Annotated in this window: 26 protein-coding genes and 1 riboswitch; of the genes, 18 read left to right on the top strand and 8 right to left on the bottom strand. The window is 72.1% G+C overall.

The genetic code is table 11. From position 1 onward, the window contains the following. The first annotated feature begins 98 nt into the window (after positions 1–98). From ACPXB1_RS00595 to ACPXB1_RS00560, 8 genes are all read left to right on the top strand, one after another. Complete coding sequence (locus ACPXB1_RS00595; RefSeq protein WP_355630752.1) at positions 99–1,265, top strand: acyl-CoA dehydrogenase family protein; 1,167 nt, start codon at positions 99–101, stop codon at positions 1,263–1,265. Further along, positions 1,255–2,469 carry an acetyl-CoA C-acetyltransferase gene (locus ACPXB1_RS00590; protein ID WP_355588357.1) on the top strand — a complete coding sequence of 405 codons (1,215 nt, stop codon included), beginning with the start codon at positions 1,255–1,257 and terminating at the stop codon, positions 2,467–2,469. Before ACPXB1_RS00595 ends, ACPXB1_RS00590 begins: the two co-directional genes overlap by 11 nt. Before the next feature lie 14 nt (positions 2,470–2,483). After that, a complete protein-coding gene (locus tag ACPXB1_RS00585) occupies positions 2,484–4,640 on the top strand; it encodes a 3-hydroxyacyl-CoA dehydrogenase NAD-binding domain-containing protein (RefSeq protein WP_355630749.1) in 2,157 nt (718 codons plus the stop codon). Next, positions 4,637–5,788 carry a CaiB/BaiF CoA transferase family protein gene (locus tag ACPXB1_RS00580; RefSeq protein WP_355630746.1) on the top strand — a complete coding sequence of 384 codons (1,152 nt, stop codon included), beginning with the start codon at positions 4,637–4,639 and terminating at the stop codon, positions 5,786–5,788. The genes ACPXB1_RS00585 and ACPXB1_RS00580 overlap by 4 nt, the downstream gene beginning before the upstream one ends. Positions 5,789–5,943: 155 nt before the next feature. Next, positions 5,944–6,393: a YbaB/EbfC family nucleoid-associated protein gene (locus ACPXB1_RS00575; protein WP_355588351.1), complete on the top strand. Its 450-nt coding sequence runs from the start codon at positions 5,944–5,946 to the stop codon at positions 6,391–6,393. 4 nt (positions 6,394–6,397) lie between these two features. Next, a complete protein-coding gene (locus ACPXB1_RS00570) occupies positions 6,398–6,739 on the top strand; it encodes a WXG100 family type VII secretion target (RefSeq protein WP_425734668.1) in 342 nt (113 codons plus the stop codon). Then, positions 6,717–7,802 (top strand): hypothetical protein, encoded by a 1,086-nt coding sequence (locus ACPXB1_RS00565; RefSeq protein ID WP_355630743.1) that lies wholly within the window; start codon positions 6,717–6,719, stop codon positions 7,800–7,802. Before ACPXB1_RS00570 ends, ACPXB1_RS00565 begins: the two co-directional genes overlap by 23 nt. A gap of 14 nt (positions 7,803–7,816) precedes the next feature. Continuing rightward, positions 7,817–8,092 carry a hypothetical protein gene (locus ACPXB1_RS00560; RefSeq protein WP_053658947.1) on the top strand — a complete coding sequence of 92 codons (276 nt, stop codon included), beginning with the start codon at positions 7,817–7,819 and terminating at the stop codon, positions 8,090–8,092. Here ACPXB1_RS00560 and ACPXB1_RS00555 read toward each other — a convergent pair whose 3' ends face one another. Then, complete coding sequence (locus ACPXB1_RS00555) at positions 8,093–8,980, bottom strand: cytochrome c oxidase assembly protein (protein ID WP_425734667.1); 888 nt, start codon at positions 8,978–8,980, stop codon at positions 8,093–8,095. Further along, positions 8,977–9,468 carry a DUF2243 domain-containing protein gene (locus ACPXB1_RS00550; protein WP_355588343.1) on the bottom strand — a complete coding sequence of 164 codons (492 nt, stop codon included), beginning with the start codon at positions 9,466–9,468 and terminating at the stop codon, positions 8,977–8,979. Before ACPXB1_RS00550 ends, ACPXB1_RS00555 begins: the two co-directional genes overlap by 4 nt. Before the next feature lie 194 nt (positions 9,469–9,662). Between ACPXB1_RS00550 and ACPXB1_RS00545 the strand changes: the two genes are divergently transcribed. The 5 genes from ACPXB1_RS00545 (at position 9,663) to ACPXB1_RS00525 (ending at position 14,074) form a co-directional block, all read left to right on the top strand. Next, entirely contained in the window at positions 9,663–10,928 is a 1,266-nt protein-coding gene (locus ACPXB1_RS00545; protein WP_355632346.1) for a DUF2786 domain-containing protein, read from the top strand. A 147-nt stretch (positions 10,929–11,075) separates the two neighbouring features. Further along, positions 11,076–11,432, top strand: coding sequence for a YciI family protein (locus ACPXB1_RS00540; protein WP_355588530.1), 357 nt, complete (start codon positions 11,076–11,078; stop codon positions 11,430–11,432). Then, positions 11,429–12,682: an RNA polymerase sigma factor gene (locus ACPXB1_RS00535; protein WP_355588339.1), complete on the top strand. Its 1,254-nt coding sequence runs from the start codon at positions 11,429–11,431 to the stop codon at positions 12,680–12,682. Before ACPXB1_RS00540 ends, ACPXB1_RS00535 begins: the two co-directional genes overlap by 4 nt. 28 nt (positions 12,683–12,710) lie before the next feature. Continuing rightward, positions 12,711–13,346 (top strand): dihydrofolate reductase family protein, encoded by a 636-nt coding sequence (locus ACPXB1_RS00530; RefSeq protein WP_355588337.1) that lies wholly within the window; start codon positions 12,711–12,713, stop codon positions 13,344–13,346. A 92-nt stretch (positions 13,347–13,438) separates the two neighbouring features. Then, positions 13,439–14,074 (top strand): SAM-dependent methyltransferase, encoded by a 636-nt coding sequence (locus ACPXB1_RS00525; RefSeq protein WP_355632344.1) that lies wholly within the window; start codon positions 13,439–13,441, stop codon positions 14,072–14,074. Positions 14,075–14,158: 84 nt separating this feature from the next. Here ACPXB1_RS00525 and ACPXB1_RS00520 read toward each other — a convergent pair whose 3' ends face one another. From ACPXB1_RS00520 to ACPXB1_RS00505, 4 genes are all read right to left on the bottom strand, one after another. Next, a complete protein-coding gene (locus tag ACPXB1_RS00520) occupies positions 14,159–14,332 on the bottom strand; it encodes a CsbD family protein (RefSeq protein WP_053659429.1) in 174 nt (57 codons plus the stop codon). 74 nt (positions 14,333–14,406) lie between these two features. Next, on the bottom strand, positions 14,407–16,656 hold the full coding sequence (locus ACPXB1_RS00515) for a heavy metal translocating P-type ATPase (protein ID WP_355632341.1): 2,250 nt from the start codon (positions 16,654–16,656) through the stop codon (positions 14,407–14,409). 11 nt (positions 16,657–16,667) lie between these two features. After that, positions 16,668–17,627: a hypothetical protein gene (locus ACPXB1_RS00510; protein WP_355632357.1), complete on the bottom strand. Its 960-nt coding sequence runs from the start codon at positions 17,625–17,627 to the stop codon at positions 16,668–16,670. A gap of 14 nt (positions 17,628–17,641) precedes the next feature. Further along, the gene (locus ACPXB1_RS00505; RefSeq protein WP_355588329.1) at positions 17,642–17,851 is read right to left on the bottom strand and encodes a heavy-metal-associated domain-containing protein; all 210 of its coding nucleotides are present in this window, start codon (positions 17,849–17,851) and stop codon (positions 17,642–17,644) included. Positions 17,852–18,002: 151 nt separating this feature from the next. On the opposite strand from ACPXB1_RS00505, the gene ACPXB1_RS00500 reads away from it, so the two are divergent. Beyond that, positions 18,003–18,299 carry a metal-sensitive transcriptional regulator gene (locus tag ACPXB1_RS00500; RefSeq protein ID WP_053658928.1) on the top strand — a complete coding sequence of 99 codons (297 nt, stop codon included), beginning with the start codon at positions 18,003–18,005 and terminating at the stop codon, positions 18,297–18,299. Between the two features lie 42 nt (positions 18,300–18,341). Here ACPXB1_RS00500 and ACPXB1_RS00495 read toward each other — a convergent pair whose 3' ends face one another. After that, a complete protein-coding gene (locus ACPXB1_RS00495) occupies positions 18,342–20,417 on the bottom strand; it encodes a heavy metal translocating P-type ATPase (RefSeq protein ID WP_425734665.1) in 2,076 nt (691 codons plus the stop codon). Positions 20,418–20,730: 313 nt separating this feature from the next. On the opposite strand from ACPXB1_RS00495, the gene ACPXB1_RS00490 reads away from it, so the two are divergent. Together ACPXB1_RS00490 and ACPXB1_RS00485 are read left to right on the top strand one after the other, a co-directional pair. Further along, the gene (locus tag ACPXB1_RS00490; RefSeq protein ID WP_355588327.1) at positions 20,731–22,068 is read left to right on the top strand and encodes a YibE/F family protein; all 1,338 of its coding nucleotides are present in this window, start codon (positions 20,731–20,733) and stop codon (positions 22,066–22,068) included. A gap of 166 nt (positions 22,069–22,234) precedes the next feature. Continuing rightward, positions 22,235–22,365, top strand: a riboswitch (cyclic di-AMP (ydaO/yuaA leader). A 4-nt stretch (positions 22,366–22,369) separates the two neighbouring features. After that, on the top strand, positions 22,370–23,389 hold the full coding sequence (locus ACPXB1_RS00485; protein WP_355588325.1) for a coiled-coil domain-containing protein: 1,020 nt from the start codon (positions 22,370–22,372) through the stop codon (positions 23,387–23,389). A gap of 80 nt (positions 23,390–23,469) precedes the next feature. Here ACPXB1_RS00485 and ACPXB1_RS00480 read toward each other — a convergent pair whose 3' ends face one another. Beyond that, positions 23,470–24,213 carry a carbonic anhydrase gene (locus tag ACPXB1_RS00480; RefSeq protein ID WP_425734664.1) on the bottom strand — a complete coding sequence of 248 codons (744 nt, stop codon included), beginning with the start codon at positions 24,211–24,213 and terminating at the stop codon, positions 23,470–23,472. 203 nt (positions 24,214–24,416) lie between these two features. Between ACPXB1_RS00480 and ACPXB1_RS00475 the strand changes: the two genes are divergently transcribed. Both ACPXB1_RS00475 and mycP read left to right on the top strand, forming a co-directional pair. Next, a complete protein-coding gene (locus tag ACPXB1_RS00475; RefSeq protein WP_355588323.1) occupies positions 24,417–24,758 on the top strand; it encodes a helix-turn-helix transcriptional regulator in 342 nt (113 codons plus the stop codon). 51 nt (positions 24,759–24,809) lie between these two features. Further along, positions 24,810–26,045 (top strand): type VII secretion-associated serine protease mycosin, encoded by a 1,236-nt coding sequence (gene mycP / locus ACPXB1_RS00470; RefSeq protein ID WP_425734663.1) that lies wholly within the window; start codon positions 24,810–24,812, stop codon positions 26,043–26,045. Positions 26,046–26,064 lie beyond the last annotated feature (19 nt).

Below are 26,064 nucleotides of genomic sequence, written 5' to 3'. Positions count from 1 at the left end.
ATCGGGGTGTCCCCACGCTGCGGATAGCCCGATATCAAGGAAGGCGTGTGGATCAAGAGTTATTGACAGGCTGCCAACAGCGCGCGAGGGTGGTGGACATGCCGACGCCCGCACTCGACGGTCCCCCCTCGCCCTGGCGGCAGCCGGAGCACGACGACCTCGCCGACCTGGCCCGCACCTTCTTCACGAAGGAGGTGCTGCCGCACACCGAGCGCCTGCTGGCCCAGGGCCACCCGGATCGCGAGCACTACCGGCGCGCCGGTGAGCTGGGGCTGCTCGGGCTGTCAGTGCCGGAGGAGTACGGCGGTGGGGGCGGCGGCTTCACGCACGAGGCGGTGCTGCTGCACGAGCAGGCCCACACCGGGGAGAGCAGCCTCGGGCTGGCCGTCCACAGTGGCATCGTCACCGGCTACCTGGTGGAGTACGGCAGCGAGGAGCAGAAGCGACGCTGGCTGCCCGGACTGTGCAGCGGTGAGCTGGTCGGCGCGATCGCGATGACCGAGCCCGATGGCGGCTCCGACCTCCAGGCGATGCGCACCCGGGCGGTCCACGACGGTGACGACTACCTGGTCACCGGCGCGAAGACGTTCATCACAAACGGCGGCCTGGCCGACCTGATCGTCATGGCGGTCAAGACCGACCCCGAGCAGCGGGCCTCCGGCATCTCCCTGCTGGTCTGCGAGGTCGGCGGCGACCCGGAGGGCTTCCGCCGGGGCCGGCTGCTGTCCAAGGTGGGGCTGCACGGCAACGACACCGCCGAGTTGTTCTTCGACGACTTCCGGGTGCCTGCGGCCAACCTGCTGGGCGGCGCCGAAGGGCTGGGCTTCATCCAGATGATGCAGCAGCTTCCGCAGGAGCGCCTGGTCATCGGCGTCGGGGCGGTCGCCGCCATGGAACGCGCCGTCGAGCTGACAGTCGCGTACGCGAAGGAGCGCACCGCCTTCGGCAAGCCGCTGATGGGCCACCAGAACACCCGGATGGTGCTCGCCGAGTGCGCCACCCGCACCCGGGTCAGTCGGGTCTTCCTGGACGACTGCATCGTCCGGCACAGCCGTGGCGACCTGGACGTGGCGACCGCAGCTATGGCGAAGTCGTGGCTCACCGAGGGCCAGTGCGAGGTCGTCGACCGCTGCCTGCAGATCTTCGGCGGCTACGGCTACACCACCGAGTACCCCATCGCCCGGATGTACGCCGACGCCCGCGTCCAGAAGATCTACGGCGGCACCAACGAGATCATGAAGGAGCTGATCGCCCGTGTCCTCTGAGGCGTACGTCTATGACGCGGTCCGCACCCCGCGCGGACGCGGCCGGGACACCGGCGCGCTGCACGGGGTCAAGCCGATCTCCCTTGTCGTCGGCCTGATCGACGCGCTGCGTGAGCGCAACCCGGGCCTTGACGTCGGGCGGCTGGAGGACCTGCTGCTCGGCATCGTCACACCTGTCGGCGAGCAGGGCGGTGACCTGGCGCGCGCCGCCGCCCTGTTGGCCGGGCTGCCCGACGAGGTGGGCGGGGTGCAGCTCAACCGGTTCTGCGCCTCCGGGTTGGAGGCTGTCAACTCCGCCGCCGCGCGGATCCGTTCCGGCTGGGAGCACCTGTTGCTGGCCGGCGGGGTGGAGTCGATGTCGCGGGTGCCGATGGGCGCCGACGGTGCCGCCTGGGCCACCGACCCGCAGACCGCGCTTGCCACGTCGTTCGTGCCGCAGGGCGTCAGCGCCGACCTCATCGCCACACTTGAGGGCTTCACCCGCGACGACGTGGACGGCTACGCGCTGCGCTCGCAGGAGCGGGCCGCCAAGGCGTGGGCGGGTGGGCATTTCGCCCGCTCGGTGGTGCCGGTCCGCGACGCCAACGGGCTGGACATCCTCAGTGTGGACGAGCACCTCCGCCCGGACACCACGCGGGAAGGGCTGGCCAAGCTCACGCCGTCCTTCGCCACGATTGGCGAGGCTGCCGGCTTCGACGCTGTCGCCTTGCAGAAGTTCCACTGGCTGGAGGCCATTGAGCACGTCCACCACGCCGGCAACTCGTCGGGAATCGTGGACGGTGCCGCGCTGGTGCTTGTCGGCTCGGAGCAGGTCGGCCGGGACCTCGGCCTCACCCCGCGCGCCCGGATCGTCGGCGCGGCGGTCACCGGCGCCGACCCGACGCTGATGCTGACCGGCCCGATCCCGGCCACCCACAAGGCGCTCGCCGCCGCCGGCCTGACCCTCGACGACATCGACCTGTTCGAGATCAACGAAGCCTTCGCCGCAGTGGTCCTCAAGTACGTCCGCGACCTCGGGCTGGATCCGGACCGCGTCAACGTCAACGGCGGCGCGATCGCTCTGGGCCACCCGCTCGGCGCGACCGGAGCGATGCTGCTCGGCACCGCGTTGGACGAGTTGGAACGCCGCGACCTGCGCCGCGCCGTCGTGACCCTCTGCATCGGCGGCGGCATGGGCGTCGCCACCGTCATCGAGCGCTGCTGACCCGGAGGACCACAATGACAAACACCATCCGGTACGACAGCGGCGCCGACGGCATCGTCACGCTCACCTTTGACGACCCCGACCAGTCCGCGAACACAATGAACCGCGCGTACGTCGCCTCGATGAGCGCCGTGCTCGACCGGCTGGAGGCCGAGCCAGACCTCGCCGGAGTCATCGTGACAAGCGCGAAGTCGACGTTCTTCGCCGGTGGTGACCTGCCGATGATGATCCGGGCGACAGGCGCCGATGCCCCCGGGCTTGCCGATCTGCTCGGCACCATCAAACGGGACCTGCGCCGGCTGGAGACGCTGGGCCGACCGGTGGTCGCCGCCCTCAACGGCTCGGCGCTCGGCGGCGGCCTGGAGATCGCGCTCGCCTGCCACCACCGGATCGCGCTGGAAGTGCCCGGCTCGCGGCTGGGACTGCCCGAGGTGACACTGGGTCTGCTGCCGGGTGCCGGCGGCGTCACCCGGACGGTACGCATGCTCGGCCTGGCCGGCGCGCTGACCACCGTGCTGCTCACCGGCCGCCGGATGCGCCCGGCCGACGCCCTGGCCGTCGGGATCGTCGACGAGGTAGTGGCCACCGAGACGGAGATGCTGGACCGGGCCCGCGCCTGGATCGCCGCCAACCCGCGCCCACAGCAGCCGTGGGACCGCCCGGACTACCGGATGCCCGGCGGCACACCCGCCAGCCGATCGCTTGCGGCGCAACTGCCGGCCTTCCCGGCGACCCTTCGCAAGCAGCTCAAGGGTGCCCGACTGCCCGCGCCGGAGGCGATCCTTGCCACCGCAGTGGAGGGCGCCCAGGTCGACCTGGAGACCGCGTTCACGGTGGAGACCCGGCACCTGATCGGCCTGCTCACCGGGCAGGTAGCCAAGAACATGATCGGGGCGTTCTTCTTCGACCTGAAGGCCGTCAACGGCGGCGCCGCCCGCCCGTCCGTGGCGGACGCGCCGCCGGTGCGCCGGGTGGCGGTGCTCGGCGCGGGCATGATGGGCGCCGGCATCGCGTACGCCTGCGCCAGCGCCGGCATCGACGTGGTGGTCAAGGACGTCTCCCCGGAGGCCGCCGGGCGGGCCCGGGAGCACGCCGAACGGCTGCTGGCCCGCAAGGTCCGCAAGGGGCGCGCCTCGGAGGCCGATGCCCGGGCCGTCCTGGACCGGATCAGCACCACCGACCAGGTCGACGCTCTGACCGGCTGCGACGCGGTCATCGAGGCGGTCTTCGAGGACCCGACGCTGAAGCAGAAGGTGTTCGCCGAGGTGCTGCCGGTGCTGGCGCCGGGCGCCCTGCTCGCCTCCAACACCTCGACCCTGCCGATCACCGGGCTGGCCGCCGGCGTGGACAGGCCGGCCGACTTCATCGGCATGCACTTCTTCTCCCCAGTGGACCGGATGCCCCTGCTGGAGATCGTGGTGGGCGAGCAGACCGGCGACGTCGCCCTGGCGCGGGCGTTCGACCTCGGCCGGCGGATCGGCAAGACGCCGATCGTCGTCAACGACGGTCGGGGCTTCTTCACCAGCCGGGTCATCGGCCGGTTCATCGACGAGGCTGTCGGCATGGTCGCCGAGGGCGTACCGGCCGCGTCGGTGGAGCAGGCAGCTCTCCAGGCCGGCTACCCGACCGGGCCGCTGGCGCTCGCCGACGAGGTGAGCCTCACCCTCATCCAGCGGATCCGGCGCCAGTTCGAGGCCGCCGGCGGGGACTTCCTGCCGTTGCCTTCGCACCGCCTCGTCGACGAGCTTGTCGACGCGTACGAGCGGCCGGGGCGCGCGGCGGGGCGCGGCTTCTACTCCTACGACAACGGCACGCGAGGGCGGCTGTGGACGGGGCTCGCCGACCTGATCACCGACGCCGGCCGGGCGGTGCCGTTCACCGACCTCCAGGAGCGGATGCTCTTCGCCGAGGCGCTGGACGCGCTGCGCTGCCTCGATGAGGGCGTGCTGCGTACCGAGACCGACGCCAACATCGGTTCGATCTTCGGCATCGGCTTCCCGGCCTGGACGGGAGGGGTGATCCGCTACGTCCGGCAGTACGCGGGCGGTCCGGCCGGCTTCGCGGCCCGTGCCAGTGAGCTGGCCTCCCGCTACGGTGACCGCTTCACACCTCCGGCCGACCTGGAGGAGCGGCTCGCCGCCCGTACCGTCGCACCGGCTGGCGTCGCGTGACGGCCCCGGGCCCCGGCGCAGCGGCGGGCGGTCCGGCGCGCGGCGGGCCGCTGGCGGGGGTACGGGTGGTCGAGCTGGCGGGTCTCGCACCCGCGCCGTTCGGTTGCATGATGCTCGCCGACCTCGGCGCGGACGTCGTGCGGGTGGACCGGCCGGGTGGCCCGGGTGCGGGGCGGCTGGCCGCGCCGACCGGTGGGCCGTTGCAGCGCGGACGCCGGGTTACCACGTTGGACCTGAAGTCCCCGGCGGGGGTGGCGGATCTGCTGCGCCTGGCGGACGCCGCCGACGTGCTCGTCGAGGGCTACCGGCCGGGTGTCGCCGAGCGGCTGGGTTTCGGGCCGCAGACGTGCCAGGCCCGAAACCCCCGGCTGGTGTACGCGCGTATGACCGGCTGGGGCCAGGACGGCCCGCTGGCGTCCCGGGCCGGGCACGACATCGACTACATCGCTGTGGCCGGTGCGTTGGAACCGCTGGGCCGGGCCGGCGAGCGCCCGCACGCGCCGATGAACCTGCTCGGTGACTTCGGCGGGGGCGGCATGCTGCTCGCGGTGGGCGTGCTTGCCGCGCTGCTGGAACGCGAACGCTCCGGTGTCGGCCAGGTCGTCGACGCGGCGATGGTCGACGGGTCCGCCCTGCTCACGTCGTTCCTGCACGGGATGCTCGGCGCCGGCCTGTGGGCCGCCCCGCGTGGGCGCAACATCTTCGACGGCGGCGCGCCGTTCTACGACACGTACGCCACCGCCGACGGCGGCTTCATGGCAGTGGGCGCCGTGGAACCCGCCTTCTACGCCGTGTTGCTGACGGGTCTGGGTCTCGCCGACGAGCCGGACCTGCCCGCCCAGTACGACCCGAGCGGCTGGGACGAGCTGCACCGACTGTTCACCGAGCGGTTCGCCGAGCGGACCCGGGACGAGTGGACGGCGGTCTTCGCCGACCTGGACGCCTGCGTCGCTCCGGTCCTCGCGCCCGGTGAGGCGTACCGGCATCCGCACAATGCGGCCCGAGGCACGTTCGTCGAGGTGGACGGTGAGATCCAGCCGGCACCGGCACCGCGTTTCGACCGGACGCCCACCGATCGGCCCGCTCCCGCCCCGGATCCGGAACGCGACGCTGTGGCGGTCGACGCGATCCTCGCCGACTGGCGGTGATCCGCCCGGCTCCGTGGGGGTCGGGCGGCGCAGGTCGCCGGGCTCGCGTGGCGCCGCCAACCTCGTCCACAAGGGACTTTACGGGGCCGCGAACGTTGCGGGGACGTTGGTACTGTCGCTCCCCGGGGCAGGACTGCGAGTCGTAGGGGGACGACATGGCGAGTGGGATCGATCCGTCCGGCCTGAGCCGGTCACTCGAAGAGGCGATGCGCCTCCTGAGCCAGGCCGGTGCCGCGGCCTCGCCCCAACCGGCGGCCGACGACGACACTGCGGCACCGACCGCCGAGCAGATGGTGGGCCGGGGCGTCGGCGGGGACGGGCTCGTCGAAGCGGAGGTCGGCGCGTACGGCGGCCTTCAGAGCCTCGTGATCGACCCGAGCCTGTCCCGCGCCGGCACCAGCGCGATCGCCGAGTACGTCCTGGAGGCGGTCCAGGCGGCTCAGGCCGACGAGCGCGTCCGGCGGGCCGAGCTGACGGCGGCGGCCGGTGTCGACAGCGCAGCCCTCACCGAGCAGCTCGGACGGGTCTCGGAGGACGCCTTCCGCGGGTTCCAGCGGATGATCGGCGACCTCGACGCGGCGACCCGCCGGATGGATCGGCGCTGAGCCGATGGCCAACGGGATCGAGGTGGACCTCGACGCTCTGCGCGCCGCGGCCGATTCGCTCGCGGCCACCGGTCAGCAACTCGGCGCGGCGGTGAGCGGTCTGGAGTCGACTGTCAACGGGGCGGGCAGTCCGTGGGGTGCCGACGAGGCGGGCTCCCTCCTCGGTGCCGTGTACGTCGAGGTGCTGACGCACGCGCTTGACGTGTTCCGGTCGATGGGCGACCAGTTGTTGGAGACCTCCGCGAACCTCGACCAGTCCGCCGACGCGTACGAGGCGATCGAGACCGCGAACTCCGAACTCTTCACCAGGATGGAGCTGCCCAATGGGTATGCAGCTACCTCCTGAGCTGGCCGAGGCTCTGGGCTGGGTCGGTTTCACCTGGCCGATGGCCGACGAGGAGTTGCTGTTCGAGGCGTCGCAGATGTGGTTCGCGTTCGCCGGCAAGCTGCGTACGGCTGTCGGTGAGGCGCAGGCGGGCGCGGCGAAGGTAAGCGCGACCAACCGCGGGGAGGACGTCCGCGCGTTCGAGCAGGCCTGGTACGGCGAGGAGGGCGCGCCGCGCCGGATGGAGGACGGCGCGCAGGCCGCCGAGTTGATCGGCATGGCGTTGCTGGTGATGGCCATCATCACCCTGACGCAGAAGATCCTGGTGATCATCCAGCTGACGATCCTCGTCGTGCAGGTGGCGATCGCGCTCGCGGCGGCAGCCCCCAGCTTCGGCGCCTCGCTGGCCCAGATCCCGGTCTCGATCGGCCTGGCCCGGATGGCGATCCAGCGGATCATCAAGGAGGTCGTCGAGCGGGTCGTCAAGGAGATCATTCCGCAGCTGCTGAAGCGGGCGAAGACGCTGCTGCGCAAGTTCACCCGCAAGGGCGGTGGGCGCAAGGGCCCTGGGGGTCCCCGCGTGCCAGGCCCACACACGACGCCCCGCTACAACCACACGCAGCCGATGCTCGACAAGTACCGCAACGAGCACCTGCCCGGCGGGCACTTCCCGACGGCTGTGCGCCGGCTCAGTCCGGAGGAACTCGAAGATCACCGGGTCTTCTTCGACAGCAACGGGATGCTGCGCAGCGCCAAGAGCGGCGAGCCGTTCGACACTGCGAGCGCCCAGACGGTGTTCAGCGGCAACGGTCAGGCCATCTTCGTGATGGACCGCAACGGCAACCTGTACGCGTCGAACTACCAGAAGGTCGGCGACTTCCACCACTCGACACTTGGCAACGGGCAGCCGGTCGCTGCGGCGGGCGAGCTGGTCGTGAAGGACGGTATGGTCCAGTACGCCACGGCGCGCAGCGGTCATTACCAGCCCGACGTGAGCCACATGGCCAATCTCGACGCCGAGTTCAAACGCAACGGCCTGGGTGGCGTTCCGATCCTGGGCTGGGACGGCGGCCGGATCTTCTAGGGGAGCAGAGATTCATGGGTACGGACAATTGGAAGGGCCACGTCAACGGGATCCTCTACGGGATCCAGTTCGACCGGGCGCTCGACGATTCGGTGGTGACCCGGGTCGCCGACGGAGTGGTCGGCGGGCTCTATCCGGGTGACCGGGCCGAGACGCTTGACGCGCTCGACCAGGCGCTGCGCTACTCGGGCCCGCTCAACGACCAGGCCGAGACGCCCCACAGCGAGGAGAGCATCCGCGCCTTCCTGGCCCAGCTCTCCACCGCCCTGAACGCCCGTACCCCGAGCTGATCAGGAGCCTCGCGGCACCGGGTCGCCCGGTGCCGCGGCCCTTCTGAGCGACGAGGCCCGCCGGGCCGGGCTGTTGTACCAGCTGGCGAAGAGGGCCACGGCCAGGAGCAGTTCGGCGATGTCACCGCCGTAGTACATGAGCTGGGCGGCGGAACGGAACGCCTCCGCGTCCGGGTCGCTGAGGCCGGGAGGAAGGGTGCCGGCGTTCGCGTAGAGGTACCTGGCGAGCGCGGAGTGGCCGGCCGCCGCGCCGAGCAGCGCGCCGACCCGTACGGCCAGCCCAGGACGACGCGGCGCCGGGTCCGGCCCGGCCAACGACCAGGCGAGCAGGTACCCGGCGGCCACGTAGTGCAGATGCACTGCGTCGTGCAGTGTGGGCTGGCGTTCCGCCGCCGCGTACAACGGGGTGAGCAGCACCAGAGCCAGCCCACCCGTGCTGAGCAGCGCGGCGGTGACCGGGTGGGCGATCAGGTGCAGCGGTCGGGCGCGCAGCAGCCGACCAACCACCCGGCGTACCTGCGGCGGCGCGACCCGCAGCAGCAGCGTCACCGGGGCGCCGAGGACCAGCCCCAGTGGGGCCAGCATGCCGAGCAGAAGGTGCTGCGCCATGTGCCCGCGCGGGTCGTCGGGAACGTGGCCCAGCGGCCCGACGGCGACGGCCAGCAGTGCGCAGCCGACCAGCCAGGCGGCGCTGCGCCGATGGTCCCACCCGCGCGGGTCGCGGAACGCCGCCAGCAGATAGCCGCCCGCCAGCAGCACGACGGGCAGCAGCGGCAGCCAGCCCGGTCCGTCCGCACCGTGCCCGCCGTGCGCGACGACCGGGAGCATCGCCGGCCCGTCCGTCCCCGGCGCGGGCCAGCCCTGCGGGCCGGCAGGGACCGTTGTCATCGGGGGCCGTCGCCTGCCCGACGGGACCGGGCCGACCACACGACGGCGACGCCGGCCAGCAGCAGCACCGCGCCGGCCACGTTCCACACCACGTCGTACGGCACCAGGTGGACGTCGTAGCGGATCTGGTGCAGGCGGAACACCTTGTGGTTGACAAGCCCGTCGAAGAGCTGGAACCCTCCGGCGCCGATCAGGAAGCCGCCCCACGTCAGCCGGGTGGACAGGGCACGCCGTCGGCGCAGGTCGGCGAACCAGAAGAAGCCCCCGACCAGGGCGATCAACTCGGCGGCGTGCAGCAGCCCGTCCGAGAGCAGCGCGACCGACGGGGTGGACCGGTCGTAGAAGTGGTGCCAGCCCAGCAACTGGTGGAAGACGATCTCGTCCACCGCCGCCATGATCGCGATGCCGATCAGGACGCCGGCGAGGGTGGAGGAACGACCGTCCGGCACGTCGACGGTGCGCCTCCCCGACAGGCTGGAACCGACCACGACACACCTCACATCCACGTCGGTGCCGAACTACCCCGGACCGGGCGATCCATGCAGATCGGAGCCGATACGGCTGGCACATCCCCGTTTCGTGCCGCCGGCACGGCTCACGGCATGATCATGGAGCTGGGCGGGCGTACGCCTCGTCGGCAGCGGAACCGGAGAAGGCAGCGGAACCGGAGAAGGAGGTGCCCGTGCCGGACGCGGACGAACTCGTCGCCAACGCGCTCGCGGCGGTGCGCGGCACCGACGTACGGCTGGCCGAACGGCAGCTGGACCACCTGATGGTCGGCACCGGCGCGACGGACGGCACCACGGCGGTCGACGCGGCCCTGCTGCGTCGCCTGGTCCGTGGCGTGGCGCGGCTCTGGCCGCGTGGCTGGCAGCCGGTCGACCTGGACCGGATCACCAGCCGGCGGCTGGACGCCCGGGCGGCCCGACTGGTCCGTGACGCGATGGCCGTGCAGCGGCGCGACCAGCCCGAGCCGGTTCCGGCGTGGTGGGACGAACAGTTGCGCGAGCTGGCCGCCGAGGCGCTGTCGGACGACGACCGGGGCGTGCTGGCCGGTTGGTCGGCGCGGGAGGGGCTGGACCGTGCCGACGCGCTGCGCACGGCAGTGGACGCCCTCGCGCTCGTGGAGAGCCTGCCGCCGATCGCGGTGCTGCGCCCGCCGCCCGGTTCGTCCGGTGCCGCGACGGCCCGACCTGCGGGTACGGCGCGCAGCGGGTCACCGATGCTCGATCGGGTACGGGCGCTGCTGGCAAAGGCCGAGTCGACCACCTTCCCGGCCGAGGCGGAGGCGCTCACCGGCAAGGCGCAGGAGTTGATCGCCCGGCACAGCATCGACGAGGCGCTGCTGGCCGCCGGGGCGGAGCGCGGCGACCTGCCCGGCGGGGTGCGCCTGAGCACCGACGCCCCGTACGCGGGCGCGAAGGCGCTGTTGGTGCAGGAGGTGGCCGCGGCTAACCGCTGCGAGGCGGTCTGGTCCGACGATCTCGGGTTCACCACAGTGCTGGGCTGGCCGGCCGATCTGCTGGCGGTGGAGGTGCTCTACACCTCACTGCTGGTCCAGGCGATCGGTGCGATGCTGCGGGGCCGTGCCGAGCGCCGGCCGGGGTCGGGTCGGCGGACGAAGGTGTGGGACGAGTCGTTCCTCAACGCGTTCGCGCTGCGGATCGGCGAGCGGCTGCGGACGGCCACCGAGGCGGCAACCGACGCGGCGGACCAGGCTGCTGCCCAGACGGCCGGGGCGGAACGGCTGCTGCCGGTGCTCGCCGCGCGGGGCGAGGCGGTGCGCGAGCGGCTGGACACCCTCTTCCCGGGCGTCACCAGGCACCGGCTCAGCGCCCGGGATGCCGAGGGCTGGTCGTCGGGCACCTCGGCCGCCGACCGGGCGTCCCTTGATGTCGGCGGCGGCCGGAAGCCCCGACAGGTGCCGGGCCGGCCCGATCCGCGCTGACCGCCCCGGCGTGGGAGCGCCACCGCCGGGGGTTTCTGCGATTTTCTTCGGTACGCGGTAGGGAACGGGGCGACGGCTCCGACCTTCCGGTGAGCCGCACCCCGTCCGGGGCGCGACCGAGGCTTGAGGAGCATCGCCGTGAAGTACATGCTGCTGATCTGGAACCGGCCCGGCTTCACCGAGGAGCTTTCCGAGGAGGACCGCACCGCCCTGTTCGGCGAGGTCGACGAGATCATGAAGGAGCTGGCCGAGAGCGGCGAGTGGGTCGCCGGCCAGGCGCTGGCCGACCCGTCGCAGACGTTGACCGTCCGGGCCGTGGGCGGCAACACCGAGATCGTCGACGGGCCGTTCATGGAGAGCAAGGAACAGTTCGCCGGTTACCTGACCGTCGACTGCGACAGCCCGCAGCGGGCCGCCGAGATCGCCGCCCGCTGGCCGGACGTCCGCTTCGGCGGCGTCATGGAGGTCCGCCCGATCATGGACGAGGCCGGGACGGAGATGTGACCGAGGACCGGACGGTCGAGGACCTGCTGCGCGCGCTCACGCCGCAGGTCCTCGGCCTGCTGGTCCGCCGGCACGGCCAGTTCGACAGGTGCGAGGACGCGGTCCAGGAGGCGCTGCTCGCCGCCGCGACGCAGTGGCCCGAGCAGGGCGTACCTGACAATCCCCGCGCGTGGTTGCGCACCGTTGCCACGCGCCGGCTCACCGACGAGTGGCGCAGCGACAGCGCCCGTCGGACCCGCGAGGTGGCGGCGGCGCTGCGCGAGCCGGCGTACGCCGCAACGGCGCCGGCGGCCGACTCGGAGCCGGCGGTGGCGGACTCCGACGACACCCTCACCCTGCTGTTCCTCTGCTGCCATCCGGCGCTTGCCGGTTCGGCGCAGGTGGCGCTCACCCTCCGGGCTGTCGGCGGTCTGAGCACCGCCCAGATCGCGCGGGCGCACCTGGTGCCGGAGCCGACGATGAGCCAGCGGATCCGCCGGGCCAAGCAGCGGATCGAGGCGGCGGGTGCCCGGTTCACGATGCCCGCGCCGGGTGAGCGGGACGAGCGGCTGCGCACCGTGCTCCGGGTGCTCTATCTGATCTTCAACGAGGGGTACACCGCGTCCAGTGGCCCGGACCTGCGCCGGGCCGAGCTGACCGGCGAGGCGATCCGGCTGGCCCGCATCCTGCACGGGCTGCTGCCTGACGACGGCGAGGTGGCCGGGCTGCTGGCGTTGATGCTGCTCACCGACGCGCACCGGGCGGCCCGACTCGGCCCGGACGGGGAGCTGGTGCCGCTGACCGAGCAGGACCGCACGCGATGGGACGCGACAGCCATCGCGGAGGGGGTCACCCTGATCACCGAGGCGTTGACCTGGTCGCCGCCCGGCCCGTACCAGCTCCAGGGGGCAATCGCGGCCGTGCACGCCGAGGCGCCGACGGCGGCGGAGACGGACTGGCGGCAGATCGTCGCGCTGTACCGGCTGCTGGCCCGGATCGCGCCGAACCCGATGGTCACCCTCAACCAGTCGGTGGCGGTGGCAATGGCCGAGGGGCCACGGGCCGGGCTCGCCCTGCTCACGCAGTTGGACGCCGACGAACGCACCGCCGGGCACCACCGGCTCGCCGCAGTCCGGGGGCACCTGCTGGAGATGGCCGGTGAGCCCGTCGCGGCGCGGGACGCGTACCTGGCGGCGGCACGTGGCACCACGAGCCTGCCCGAGCAGCGTTATCTGGAGTTGAAGGCCGCAAGAATCGCCCCGCCGCGATGAGTGCGGCGAGGGCCCGAATCGTAAGGACATGAGCATGGTGATCAGTCAGCTGTCGATATCGCTCGACGGGTACGTGGCCGGGCCGGAGCAGAGTCGGCAGGACCCGCTGGGTCGGGGAGGTCTCCAGCTGCACGAGTGGGTCTTCGGCCTGGACGCCTGGCGGGCCCAGCACGGGCTGACCGGCGGCGAACGGAACATCGACGCGGAGGTCGTCGACGAGATGACAAGCGACATCGGCGCGTACATCATGGGTCGGCGGATGTTCGGCGGCGGGGACGGCGACTGGGACGAGTCGTGGCAGGGCTGGTGGGGCGACGAGCCCCCGTTCCGTACCCCGGTGTTCGTGCTCAGCCACCACCCCCGGACGCCGCTGGTGATGAACGGCGGCACGGAGTTCCGGTTCGTCACCGACGGGATCGAGTCGGCGCTGCGGCAGGCGCGGGAGGCGGCGGGCGACCGACGGGTGGCGATCGCGGGCGGGGCGAGCACGGTACGGCAGTACCTGGCCGCCGGGCTGATCGACACCCTGCAACTGCACCTGGTGCCGGTCATCCTCGGCGGCGGCGAGAAGCTCTTCGACGGTCTCACTTCTCTGCGCCTGGAGCAGGTGGCGGCGGTTGCCGGGCCGACCGTCACGCATGTGACGTACCGGGTCCTGCGCTAGCCGGGTAGGCCCATTTGCCGTTTCGGCAAGAATCTTTGCGGCCCGCTCCGACTCCGGTCACAGTCGATGGCGACGCGCGAAGGAGCAGACAGATGAGCGGGCAGCACGATTTCGACAGGGCCTACTGGGAGCGGCGCTGGCAGGAGGGTCACCACGGCGGTGCCGCAGGCGCGAACGACCCGCACCCGTACCTGGGAGAGGAGACCTCCGGGCTGACGCCGGGCACGGTACTGGACGCCGGGTGCGGCACCGGCACGGAGGCGATCTGGCTCGCCTCGCACGGCTGGCAGGTCACCGCCGTCGACATCGCCCCGGCTGCCCTCGCCGTCGCCGCCGAACGCGCGACGGCAAGCGGGGTGTCCGAGCGGGTGCGGTGGGTGGAGGCGGACCTCACGGCGTGGGCTCCGGAGGCGCGCTTCGACCTGGTGACGACGCACTACGCGCACCCGGCGATGCCGCAGTTGGCCTTCTACGACCGCATCTCCTCCTGGGTGGCGCCCGGCGGCACCCTCCTGATCGTCGGGCACCTGCACGCACCCGGCGCCACCGGGCACGGGCACCACCCACCCGATGAGGCATCGGTCACCCTGGCCGACATCACCGCCGGCCTGGACAGCACCACCTGGGAGATCCTCACCGCCGGCGAGCACCACCGCACGTTCCCCGGACCGGCGGGCCAGGAGAAGACGCTTCACGACGTCGTCGTACGCGCCACCCGGCGGTCGTGAGCACGCCTGGCGGGGGAGGGTCGGACACACAGCACGCCGGGCCGGTGAATGATCACCGGCCCGGCGTGCGGGTTACGTCGTACGTCAGCTCTTGAAAGCGTCCTTGATCTTCTCGCCAGCCTGCTTGAGCTTGGCCGTGGACTGGTCGGCGCGACCCTCGGCCTCCAAGCGCTCATTGTCGGTGGCCCGACCGGCGCCTTCCTTCAGCTTGCCGGCCGCGTTCTCGCTAGTGTTGTTGATCTTGTCGTCGATACCCATGTCAACCTCCATTGCGAGTGTCGCTTCGCCACCAGAAGTACCCCGGGCATCTCCGGTCCAACCATTTATCGTCGTCACAGATCACCGGCGGCCGAACGGAACCGGCGCAGGCGCAGGCTGTTGGCCACCACGAACACCGAGGACAGCGCCATCGTGGCACCAGCGATCATCGGGTTGAGCAGGCCGGCGGCGGCCAGCGGCAGGGCCGCCACGTTGTAGCCGAACGCCCAGAACAGGTTGCCCCGGATGGTGCCGAGCGTACGCCGGGCCAGCCGGATGGCGTCCACCGCGGCGTCCAGGTCACCCCGGACCAGTGTGAGGTCGGACGCCTCGATCGCCACGTCGGTGCCGGTGCCCATTGCCAGACCGAGGTCGGCCTGGGCCAGCGCCGGGGCGTCGTTGACCCCGTCACCGACCATCGCCACCGAGCGCCCCTCGGCCTGGAGCCGCTTGATCACGTCGACCTTGCCGGCCGGCAGCACCTCGGCGATCACCTCGTCGATGCCCACCTCGGCGGCGACAGCGCGGGCCACTGTGGTGTTGTCCCCGGTCAGCAGGACGGGGGTGAGCCCCAGGTCACGCAGTCGGGCCACGGCCGCCCGACTGGTCGGCCGGACCACGTCGGCGACCGCGAGCACGCCCCGGGCCCGCCCGTCCCAGCCGGCGACGATCGCCGTACGACCGGCAGCCTGCGCCTCGCTGACTGCCCATTCGATCTCCGGCGGTACGTCGATCTCGCGTTCGCGCAGCAGCCGGGGCCGCCCGATCAGCAAGACCCGACCGTCGACCGTCCCGGTGACGCCGAGTCCTTCGAGGTTGGCGAAGTCGGTCACCGCGGGCAGCGCGCCGGCTTCGGAGGCACCGGCGGCGACCGCACCGGCGATCGGGTGCTCCGAGGCCGCCTCCACCGCCCCGGCGAGCCGGAGCAGCTCGGCGCGGTCCTCACCGCTGGCCGGTACCACGTCCACGAGCGTCATCCGGCCGGTCGTCACGGTGCCGGTCTTGTCCAGCACCACCGTGTCCACCCGGCGCGTCGACTCCAGCACCTCCGGCCCCTTGATCAGCACACCGAGCTGGGCGCCCCGGCCGGTGCCGACGAGCAGGGCGGTCGGGGTGGCCAGGCCGAGCGCGCAGGGGCAGGCGATGATCAGCACGGCGACGGCTGCGGTGAACGCGGCGGTCGGGCCGGCGCCGGTGCCGAGCCACCAGCCGAGCGTGCCGACCGCGAGAGTGATGACGATCGGCACGAAGACACCGGAGATCCGGTCGGCGAGCCGCTGCACTGCCGCCTTGCCGCTCTGCGCCTGCTCGACAAGGTCGGCCATCCGGGCGAGCTGGGTGTCCCCGCCGACCCGGGTGGCGGTGACGACGAGACGTCCGCCCGCGTTGATCGTGGCCCCGAACACGCCGTCGCCCGGACCGACCTCGACCGGCACCGACTCACCGGTGAGCATGCTGGCGTCGATTGCGGAGGTGCCCTCGTCGACCACCCCGTCGGTGGCCACCTTCTCACCGGGACGGACCACGAACCGGTCACCGACGGCGAGCTGCTCCACCGGGATCCGGGTCTCCACCCCGTCCCGTAGTACCGCCACGTCCCGTGCGCCTAGTTCGAGAAGCGCGCGCAGGGCTGCCCCGGCGGTCCGCTTGGACCGTGCCTCGAAGTAGCGGCCGGCCAGGATGAACACCGTCACCCCGGCGGCGGCCTCCAGGTAGATGTTGCCGGCGCCGTCGCTGCGGGTGATGTCGAAGCGGAACGGGTGCGTCATCCCCGGCATCCCGGCGTCGCCGAGGAAGAGCGCCCACAGCGACCAGCCGAACGCGGCAAGGGTGCCGACCGAGACCAGGGTGTCCATTGTCGCCGCGCCGTGCCGCAGGTTGGTCCACGCGGCCCGGTGGAACGGCAACCCACCCCAGACCACCACCGGGGCGGCCAGGACCAGCGACAGCCACTGCCAGTAGTCGAACTGCCAGGGCGGCACCATGGCCAGCACGATCACCGGCACGGTGAGCACAGCGGAGACCCACAACCGGGTACGCGGTCCCTTCAGCGGGTCGACAGGCTCCTCGGTGGCGGCGGGCGGCGACGGCACAGCGGCTGTGTAGCCAGTCTTCTGCACCGTCTCGATCAGGTCGTCAGGTGTGACAGCGTCGGCGTACCGGACGGTGGCCTTCTCGGTGGCGTAGTTGACGGTGGCGCTGACCCCGTCCATCCGGTTCAGCTTCTTCTCGATCCGGGCGGCGCAGGCGGCGCAGGTCATCCCGCCGATGGCCAGCTCGATCCGGTTCGGCGCCTCGGGCAGCGATCTGCTGGTGGTGGTCATCGTCCGTCCCGTCAGTTGTGCCCGTGGCCGGGGGTGCCGTGGTCGGCCGGCGCGGATCCGCTCGGGGTGGGCTCGGCACCCGTTGTCGGGGCGCCCGCCGTCGGGGTGCCGGCGACGACTGTGAACTCGGCGGTGTGCACACGCCCACCGTGCCGGAAGTCCAGGTAGAGCCGGTAGCTGCCGACCGACGGCACCTCGGCGAAGAATGTGACATCCGGGCCGGGCTGGGTCCGCCCGTCGCCGGGTGCCCCCTCCGGGTGGACGTGCAGGTACGCCAGGTCGCCCCGGCGCAGCGCCACCAGATGCCCGTACGCGCCCAGGTAGGGCTCCAGGTCGGTGATCGGCTGGCCGTCCCGGCTGATGGTGAGGGTGAGCGGTGAGGTGCGGCCAGGCTGCGGCTCGCCGGCCAGCGTGACCGTGTAACCGTCGACTGTCGTGCTGGTGGCCGGGGCAGGCAGGGGGCGCTCGGTCAGCGCGCCGGGGACTGTCACGTCCACTCCGAGGGTCAGCGGTTCACCGCCGGTCGGTGTGAAGTCGGCGAACGCACGCCATTGCCCGGGACCGGCGAGCGGGGTGTCGACCCGCCAGGTGCCGTCCGGTGCGAGGTCGGGGTGGACATGGCGGAAGCCGGACAGGTCCCGCCGTGCCACGATCAGGTGCATCCGCTTGTCGTGGGCCACGTCGTACCTGGTGACCGGCTGGCCGTCCGGCCCGGTCACCCGGAAGGCGAGTTCGCCGGCCGGCGCGGCGACCGGTTCGAGGGTGTAGCCACGGTCGGAGACGAGCAGGCCGCCGGGCAGCCCGGCCGCCCCGTCGTGCCCACCCTGCTCGGTGGGGTCCGAGGCGTGTGCGGCACCGCCGTCGTGCCGGCTCTCGGCGGCCGGGTCGGCGACCCGGCCGATCCCGTACGCCGCTCCGAAGACCGCCGCGAGACCGAGAGCAAAGCCGCCCAGTCTGGTGACCGCGTTCATCGCACGCCTTTCGATCACGCCTCGACGAGGTCGTAACCGGCCTCGTCGACGGCGGCCCGGATGTCCTCCACAGCCACCGGCTGCTCACTGCTGACGGTGACCTGGCCGCTGGCGAGGTCGACCTGGACGTCGTGCACGCCCGCGATGGCGCCCACCTCGGCGCTTACCGCGCTGACGCAGTGCCCGCAGGTCATGCCCTTCACCTGGTACGTCGTGCTGACCATCGAACGAACTCCCTCCGTCACCTCCGACCATATACCCCCGGGGGGTAATACGAAGGCGGACTCGTGCGTTTGCCGTGTACCGGTACCCGGTGGGGGTATCCGGCGAGAGCGACAGTACCATACCCCCCAGGGGTACGCTATCCTGGTCGCCATGACCACACCGACCCCGATCCGCGGGTACACCGCCAGTAAGGACCAGCTGCTCACCCGACTCCGCCGTGTCGAGGGGCAGGTCCGGGGCATCGAGAAGATGGTCGACGAGGACCGGTACTGCATCGACGTGCTCACGCAGATCTCCGCGATCCAGGCCGCACTCGACAAGGTGGCGCTGGGCCTGCTCGACGGGCACGCCCGGCACTGCATGCACGAGGGCGCCGCCGAGGGCCGGGCCGACGAGATGGCCACCGAGATGATGGCGGCGGTCGGACGACTCATGAAGCGCGGCTGACGGTCCTCAGCCCGCCGCCGCGCCTCAGCCCGCCGCCGGTTCTCATTTCGCCGCCGGGCCCAGCCGGACCCGGCGCAGCAACTGCGCGTTGAGCGCCACCACGATTGTGGACGCCGACATCAGCAGCGCGGCCACCGCCGGGCTCAACGCCACTCCGGCCCCTGCCAACACTCCCGCCGCCAGCGGCAACGCCACCACGTTGTAGCCGGCCGCCCAGGCCAGGTTCTGCCGCATCTTCCGGTACGACGCCCGGGACAGGCGGACCACGGCACCCACCCCACGCGGGTCCGAGGACGCCAGCACCACCCCGGCGGACTCGATCGCGACGTCGGTGCCCGCACCGATGGCGACGCCCACGTCCGCACGCGCCAACGCCGGCGCGTCGTTCACCCCGTCGCCGACCATCGCCACTGTCAACCCCCGCCGCTGGAGTTCGGCCACCCGGCTGTCCTTCTCCGCCGGCAGCACCTCGGCGAACACCTCGTCGACTCCGGGCCGGAAGCCGAGTTCCGCAGCGACCGCCTCCGCCACCGGGCGGGCGTCACCGGTGATCATGGCGATCGTCCGGACGCCCTCGGCGCGCAGCTCGTCGATGGCCCCGCGGGCCTCCGGACGCACCTCGTCGGTAAGCGCGAACGCGCCGAGCACGGTCTCCGGCAGCCGCACCAGATGCAGCACCGCCGCACCTCGCGCCGACCACCGTCCGGTCGCCTCCTGCAACTCCGCCGGAAGCGACAGGCCCCGCTCCCGCAGCAGCGCCGGCCCGCCCACCGCGTACTCCGTACCGTCGATGGTTGCCTGCACCCCACGGCCCGGCAGCGACCGGAAGCCGGCGGCCGGGGCCGGTCCGGCGCGCCCAGCAGCCGACACGATCGCGCGGGCCAACGGATGTTCGCTGTCGGACTCGACGCCCGCCGCGATGCGCAGCACCTCGTCCCGCTCGGTGCCCGGTGCCACCACCACGTCGGTGACCACGTGCGCGCCCCGGGTCAGGGTGCCGGTCTTGTCGAAGAGCACCGCGCCCACCGTGCGCATGCGCTCCAGGGCCAACCGGTCCTTGACGAGGATCCCGGACCGCGCGGCCAGCGCTGTCGACAGCGCGACGACCAGGGGGATGGCCAACCCGAGCGCGTGCGGGCAGGCGATCACCAGAACCGTGACCGCGCGGATCACCGCCTCGTCGGGCCGGCCGAGCAGGGTCCAGACCAGCACTGTCAGGACGGCCGTGCCGGTGGCAACGTAGAACAGCGCGGCGGCGAACCGGTCGGCAAGCAGTTGCGCCCGGCCACCGGAGGCCTGTGCCTGCGCGACCATCCGCTGGATGCCGGCGAGCGCGGTCTGTTCACCGAGCGCCTCGACGCGTACCCGGATCGCCGAGTCGGTGGCCACGGTGCCGGCCACCACCCGGTCGCCCGCCGACCGCGCGACCGGCCGCGACTCACCGGTGATCATTGATTCGTCGAGTTCCGCGCTACCGTCGACGATCCGACCGTCCGCCGGCACCCGGCCCCCCGGGCGGACCAGCACCACGTCGTCGATCCGCAGGTCGGTCACCGGTACCGCCTCGACCTGCCCGCCCGCAGTCACCCGCTCGGCCTCGTCCGGTAGCAGCGCGGCCAGCGCCGCGAGCGCGCCCCGGGCCTGCCCGATGGCCTTCATCTCCTGCCAGTGCCCGAGCAGCATGATGGTGACCAGCGCTGCCAACTCCCACCAGAAGTCCAGGTCGAAGGCGCCCACGCTGGTGGCAAGCGACGCGGTGTAGGCCACTGTGATCGCCATCGCGATCAGCAGCATCATGCCCGGCGCCCGGTCCCGCACCTCCCGGACCGCGCCCACCAGGAACGGCCAGCCGCCCCACCAGAACACCACCGAGCCGAGCACCGGGCCCAGCCAGGACCGGCCGGGGAAATCCCAATTCAGACCCAACTGATCCGATACGAGATGACTGGTCAGTACCACCGGGATGGTGAGCACCAGGCAGACCCAGAAGCGGCGACGGAACATCGCCGGGTCGTGCCCGGCGTGCTTGTCATGCCCGGCGTGCTTGCTCTGCGGGGAGGGTGCGGCGGAGGTGCCGTGCCGCTTGTGGTCGGGGTCGGGCGGTGACAGAGCCGGCATGCCTCAAACATGCCCGGTCGAGGGCCCGCCACGTACGCGGTTCGCTTATCCGACACCCCGTCACGAACTGCCGCCCCGATACAAGCTGGATAGCATCTCCCAGGATGAGCCTCCATACGCCGCCGCGCAGTCAGGCTGCGACGCCACCACGTCGTGGCGTCGCTTTCCGTCGATCGGGCCGGACGTTGACCGTCCGTGATCGGACGATCGCCGGACGGCGATCCGGCGCGCTTCCCGCGGCGTTTCCCCCGTCGACGGTGAACCGACCGCTCCGCTGACACGTACTTCGCACCGGATCGTTGGGAGTCTCGCATTGGGTTCCGACCACAGCCATTCCGCGCCACCCGCGCCGCCGCGGGTGCGACGGATCCTCGTCGCGACGGTGGTGCCGCTCTTCGTGGCCACCGTTCTCGCGGCGGTGGTGCTATGGCCACGGGACGGGTCGCCGCAGACCGATGGCGGGGCGGACGTGCCGCGGTACCACGGCACCGTGACCCGGGTGGTGACCGAGCCCTGCCCGCCGGCGCCGACACCCGAGGGCGGCCCGTCGGCCGGACCGTGCGGCACGGTGGACGTACGCGTCGAGGACGGGCCGAGCGCCGGCCAGCAGGTGCAGACCCCGATCCCCGCCGGGCCGGGCGCACCCCGGGTCGAGGTCGGCGACGACGTCATAATGGTCGAGCTGACCGACCCGACCGATCCCGCCGTCAGCAGTTGGAACATCGCCGAGCACCAGCGCGGAACGCCGCTGCTGTGGCTGGCTGTGGTCTTCGCCGCGGCGATCGTCGCGTTCGGCCGGTGGCGGGGCCTGGCCGCGCTGGCGGGGCTGGCGGCAAGCTTCGCCATCCTGCTCACCTTCGTGCTGCCGGGCATCGCCGCCGGCAGGTCACCGCTGCTGGTGGCTGTGGTCGGCGCCGCGCTCATCATGTTCGTGGTGCTCTATCTGACCCACGGGGTCACCGCACAGACCTCGGTAGCGGTCCTCGGCACCCTGGGCAGCCTGATCCTCACCGGAGTGCTCGCCACCGTCGCCACGGCCGCCACCCACCTGACCGGCTTCGGCAGCGAGGACGCCACCACACTGTCGATGTTCCAGGCCGACGTGGACCTGCACGGCCTGCTGCTCGCCGGAATCATCATCGGCTCACTCGGCGTGCTCGACGACGTGACTGTCACCCAGGCGGCCACCGTCACCGAGTTGGCGAACGCCAACCCGGGGCTGAGTCGATTGCAGCTCTACCGGGCGGCCACGCGGGTCGGCCGCGCCCACATCGCCTCCACGGTCAACACAATCGTCCTGGCGTACGCGGGCGCCTCGCTGCCGCTGCTGCTCCTGCTCACCGCCGACACACGACCCATCACGCAGATCCTGACAAGCGAGTTCCTGGCACAGGAGATCGTCCGCAGTGCGGTCGCCACACTCGGCCTGATCGCCGCCGTACCGCTGACCACAGGGCTGGCCGCTCTGGTGACCGCCGCCGGCTCGACACCGGCCGGCGACGCGCCCCGGCCGCGACCGGAGCGAGCCGACGTACTGGCTGCCCTCAGCCGTCCACGCGCGGGCCGGCCCGACCCCGAGCACACCCCACCCCCATCCACCGCCACCGACCAGTGGCCAGAGCCGGACAGGAGCACGAAGACGGCATGGTGACACTCCTCAGCGTGACCAGATCGGGCCCCCGCCCTGACGACCGCAGCACTGGTCACTCAACGCCATGGCGATATGACGCTTTTGGTGGGCATCCAGGCGTAGCTCACCCGGCCGACTCTCGGGTAACCTCGCTGCCGGTTACCGATGAAGGCGCGAAGCGGCGCCTGCGGTGCCACCGCCCAATCGCCAACCGGCGAGCCGGGGACCCAGGTACCTGGGGTGAATCCGCGCAAGCGGTAGGGGCCACTTCCGCCCCGAACCCGTCAGCTAACCCGGTCGGCGGTCGACGGAAGGGAACATTGTGACGGCACCCCTACGCCGCTGGTTGACACCTGTGGTGGCCGTGATCGCCGCACTGACCGTGCTCGCCGGGCCCGTACCGGCCCACGCCGCCCCGACGACCCCCACACCGTCCGGGCACGAGGAGGACGGCGAGCCGAAGCTGCTCAACGACGTCATCGAGCAGGCCAACCGCGACTACTCCGCCGCCAAGTCCAAGCTGGACAAGTCCAAGAAGCGGCAGCTGGAGTTGGCGATCGAGGTCGAGCGTGCCAAGGCCGACCTGGACGCGTTGGCACCACAGGTCGCGCAGATCGCCGCCCAGTCGTACCGCACCGGCCGCGTCGGCGCGATGGCGATGCTGCTTGACAGCAACGCTCCCGACACCTTCGTCAAGCGGGCCGCGGCCCTCGACGAGCTCAACATGATCAACGAGAAGAAGCTCGCCGAGGTCAACGCGGTGAAGATCCGCGCCGAGCAGGCCAAGCTGGCCCTCGACACGGAGGTCCGCGAGCAGCAGAAGCAGACCGCCCTGATGGCCAAGCGCAAGAGCGAGGCGGACAAGGCGCTCTCCCTCGTCGGCGGCAAGGGCTTCACAGGCGGTCTCGTGGACGCCACCTCGCCGGTCGCGAAGATCGGCCCGGGTCGCACCGCCGACGGCGACTGGAAGCCGCAGTCGTGCAGCGAGGACGACCCGACCACCTCCGGCTGCGTCACACCTCGCACCCTGCACGCCTACAAGGAGGTCAGGCGGGCCGGCTTCACCCGGTTCGTCGGCTGCTACCGCCCCGGCGGGCCGTGGGAGCACCCGAAGGGCCGCGCCTGCGACTGGTCGCTGCAGAAGAGCGGCTTCTCCCCGTGGCACAACGAGGACACCCGCAAGTACGGCAACAACGTCGCAGCGTTCCTCATCCGCAACGCCGACCGGCTCGGCATCTACTACGTGATCTGGAACCGGCAGATCTGGTTCCCGGCGACCGGGTGGAGCTCGTACAGCGGACCGTCGAACCACACCGACCACGTCCACATGTCACTGCTCTGACGGCACGTACCGCAGACGAGGGCCGCCCCGCACCACGCGGGGCGGCCCTCGTCGCACGTGGCGGGTCGGCGGTCCAGTTGTCAGGCGGCGGCGGTCGCGGCCGGGCCGTCCGGGACGCTCGGCACGTCGATGCTCGGCACGTCGAGGGTCGCGGCGCCGACCGGCACGGCGGTCACCGGACGCACCCCACCGATGGCGAGACGGTACGACATCCCCACCACCGCGCACCGGCCCTGCTCCACAGCCTCGGCCAGTACCGGCGACTGCCCGAGCAGCGTCTCGACAGTCTGCGCGATGTGGATGTCGACGATGCCGTCGATGTCGTCCACACCCTCGGCCGTGGCGCGCCGCAGGCTGGGCAGCACCGCGTCGACCACCGCGCGCAGGTGCCCCACGGGTGCCGTGCCGGTGGCGGCGGCCTCACGGGCCGCCTGCACGGCACCGCAGGAGTCGTGACCGAGCACCACCACCAGCGGGGTGCCGAGCACTGTCACCGCGTACTCCACGCTGCCCAGCACCTCCGGACCCACGATGTGCCCGGCCGTACGGACCACGAAGAGGTCACCCAGGCCCCGATCGAAGATGATCTCGGCGGCCAACCGGGAGTCGGAACAGCCGACGATCACCGCGAACGGGTGCTGCCCGTCGGCCACCGCGGCGCGGTGTTCGGCGCCCTGGTTGGGGTGGCGTGGAGCGCCGCTGACGAAGCGCCGGTTGCCGTCGGCCAGTTCGGCGTACGCCCGCGACGGCTCGGTGAGCGCCGGTGCCTGATCGGTGGCCCGCTGCGGCCCCGGCTGCCCGCCGGGCATTACGGAACGGCTCATCCCCGCACCTCGTCTCCACGCATTTGGCCTGCTCAACCCGCACGTCGACCGGCCCGGCGGCGGGCGCTGGCTCGGGCTCCACGTTCACACGCACCAGAAGATGCGTCAAGATATGCGTGATATAGATTTCATACGTTGGCCCGGTTCGACCCGCCTGCGACAGGCGCGAGGCGAGGGCGGGCAACCGGAGAGGCGGTCCCACGATGGCGAGCACGGCGACAGCTGACGGCAGCCCAGGCAGCGGCCGGAACTGGACATTCCTCACCAATCACGGGCATGTGCTGCTGGCCATCGCCCGCGATCCCACCGCTCGGCTGCGGGACGTGGCGGCCGAGGTCGGCGTCACCGAACGCGCCGCCCAGGCCATCGTCGCCGACCTGGAGGCAGGCGGTTACCTGCACCGCACGCGGGTCGGGCGCCGCAACGAGTACACCCTCAACCCGGCCGGCCGGTTCCGGCACCCCGCCGAGGCGTACCGCCAGGTCGGTGACCTGCTCGCGCTCTTCGCCGAAGCGCCAACCGAGGACGACGCACACCAGCCGTGACCGGTCCCCGCCGGGACGCTGCCTGATGCGGCACGGCGGTAATCTTTGCGGGTGCGCCAAAGCCTGCCGCCCAGCGCGACCACGGGATCACACCGTGGCGTTCGAGCAGTCCTCAGTGGAACGCTGGCGGCCCTGCTCGGCACCGCCCTGGTGGTCCCCGCCTCCCCCGCCGTCGCGGCACCGCCGACCTGCGGCCCGGCCGGGGAGGACGGTCTGGTGGAGATCCCGTGGGGGCTGCGCCGGCTTGACCCCGCGTCCGCCTGGCCCCTCTCCCGGGGTGCCGGAGTGACGGTCGCGGTGATCGACTCCGGGGTTTCCGCAATCCACCCCCTGCTGAAAGGTCAGGTCCTCGCGGGGCGCGACTTCAACGCCCTGCCGGCCAACCAGGGCCAGTGCGACCTTGTCGGTCACGGCACGATGGTGGCCGGCATCATCGCCGGCCGGGACGGCACCGGGGCACCCTTCAGCGGCGTCGCCCCGGGGGCCCGCATCCTGCCGATCCGGGTCCTGCCGGACGCCAAGGGCACAAACGACGAAGCCCTACCGGGGCAGATCGCCTCGGCCATCGACTGGGCTGTCGACAACGGCGCCGACGTGATCAATCTCTCCCTGGTGACACTGCCCCGCCCCGAGCTGGCGAAGGCCGTCGAACGCGCCCTCGCCAAGCGGGTCGTGCTGGTCGCCGCAGCCGGAAACCGGCAGGAGCAGCAGGAGGACAAACCGGCCTACCCTGCCGCGTACCCCGGCGTGATCGCGGTCGCCGGTGTGGACGAGCAGGGCGGCCACGTGGGCACCTCGGTCAGCGGCGCGTACGTCGACGTCGCCGCGCCCGGGTTGAACATCGTCGGCCCCGCACCGGGCGGCACCGGCTACCGCGCCGAGCCGACGGGCGGCACCAGCTTCGCCGCCGCGTACGTCTCGGGCGTGGCCGCGCTGGTCCGATCCGCCCACCCGGACCTCACACCGGAACAGGTCGCCGAACGGCTGGAACGAACCGCTGACAACCCGCCGGACGGGCACAACGCGGAGGTCGGCTTCGGCGTGGTCAACCCGTACCGGGCGGTGTCGAGCCTGTTGGGCACCCGCTCGGACCCGCCGCCCGACGCGCTCCCGGCCCCTGACAACGCGGCCGACCCGCTGAGCTGGCAACGCACAGTCGCGCTCTGGGCCGCCGTGGTCGGCGGTCTGCTCGCCGGGCTGCTGCTCATCGCGCGACCGATCGTCGCGCGGGGCCGTCGACGCGGCTGGCGACCCGGCCGACGCCCCGACACGCCCGTCACCGGCTGACGACGTCCACCGGCGTCGA

Origin of the sequence: Micromonospora sp. DT68, assembly GCF_049847245.1 — a bacterium.
Classification (GTDB): domain Bacteria; phylum Actinomycetota; class Actinomycetes; order Mycobacteriales; family Micromonosporaceae; genus Micromonospora; species Micromonospora profundi.
The sequence above is the reverse complement of the archived record's forward strand: the minus strand, read 5'-3'. Positions and strand labels throughout refer to the sequence as shown.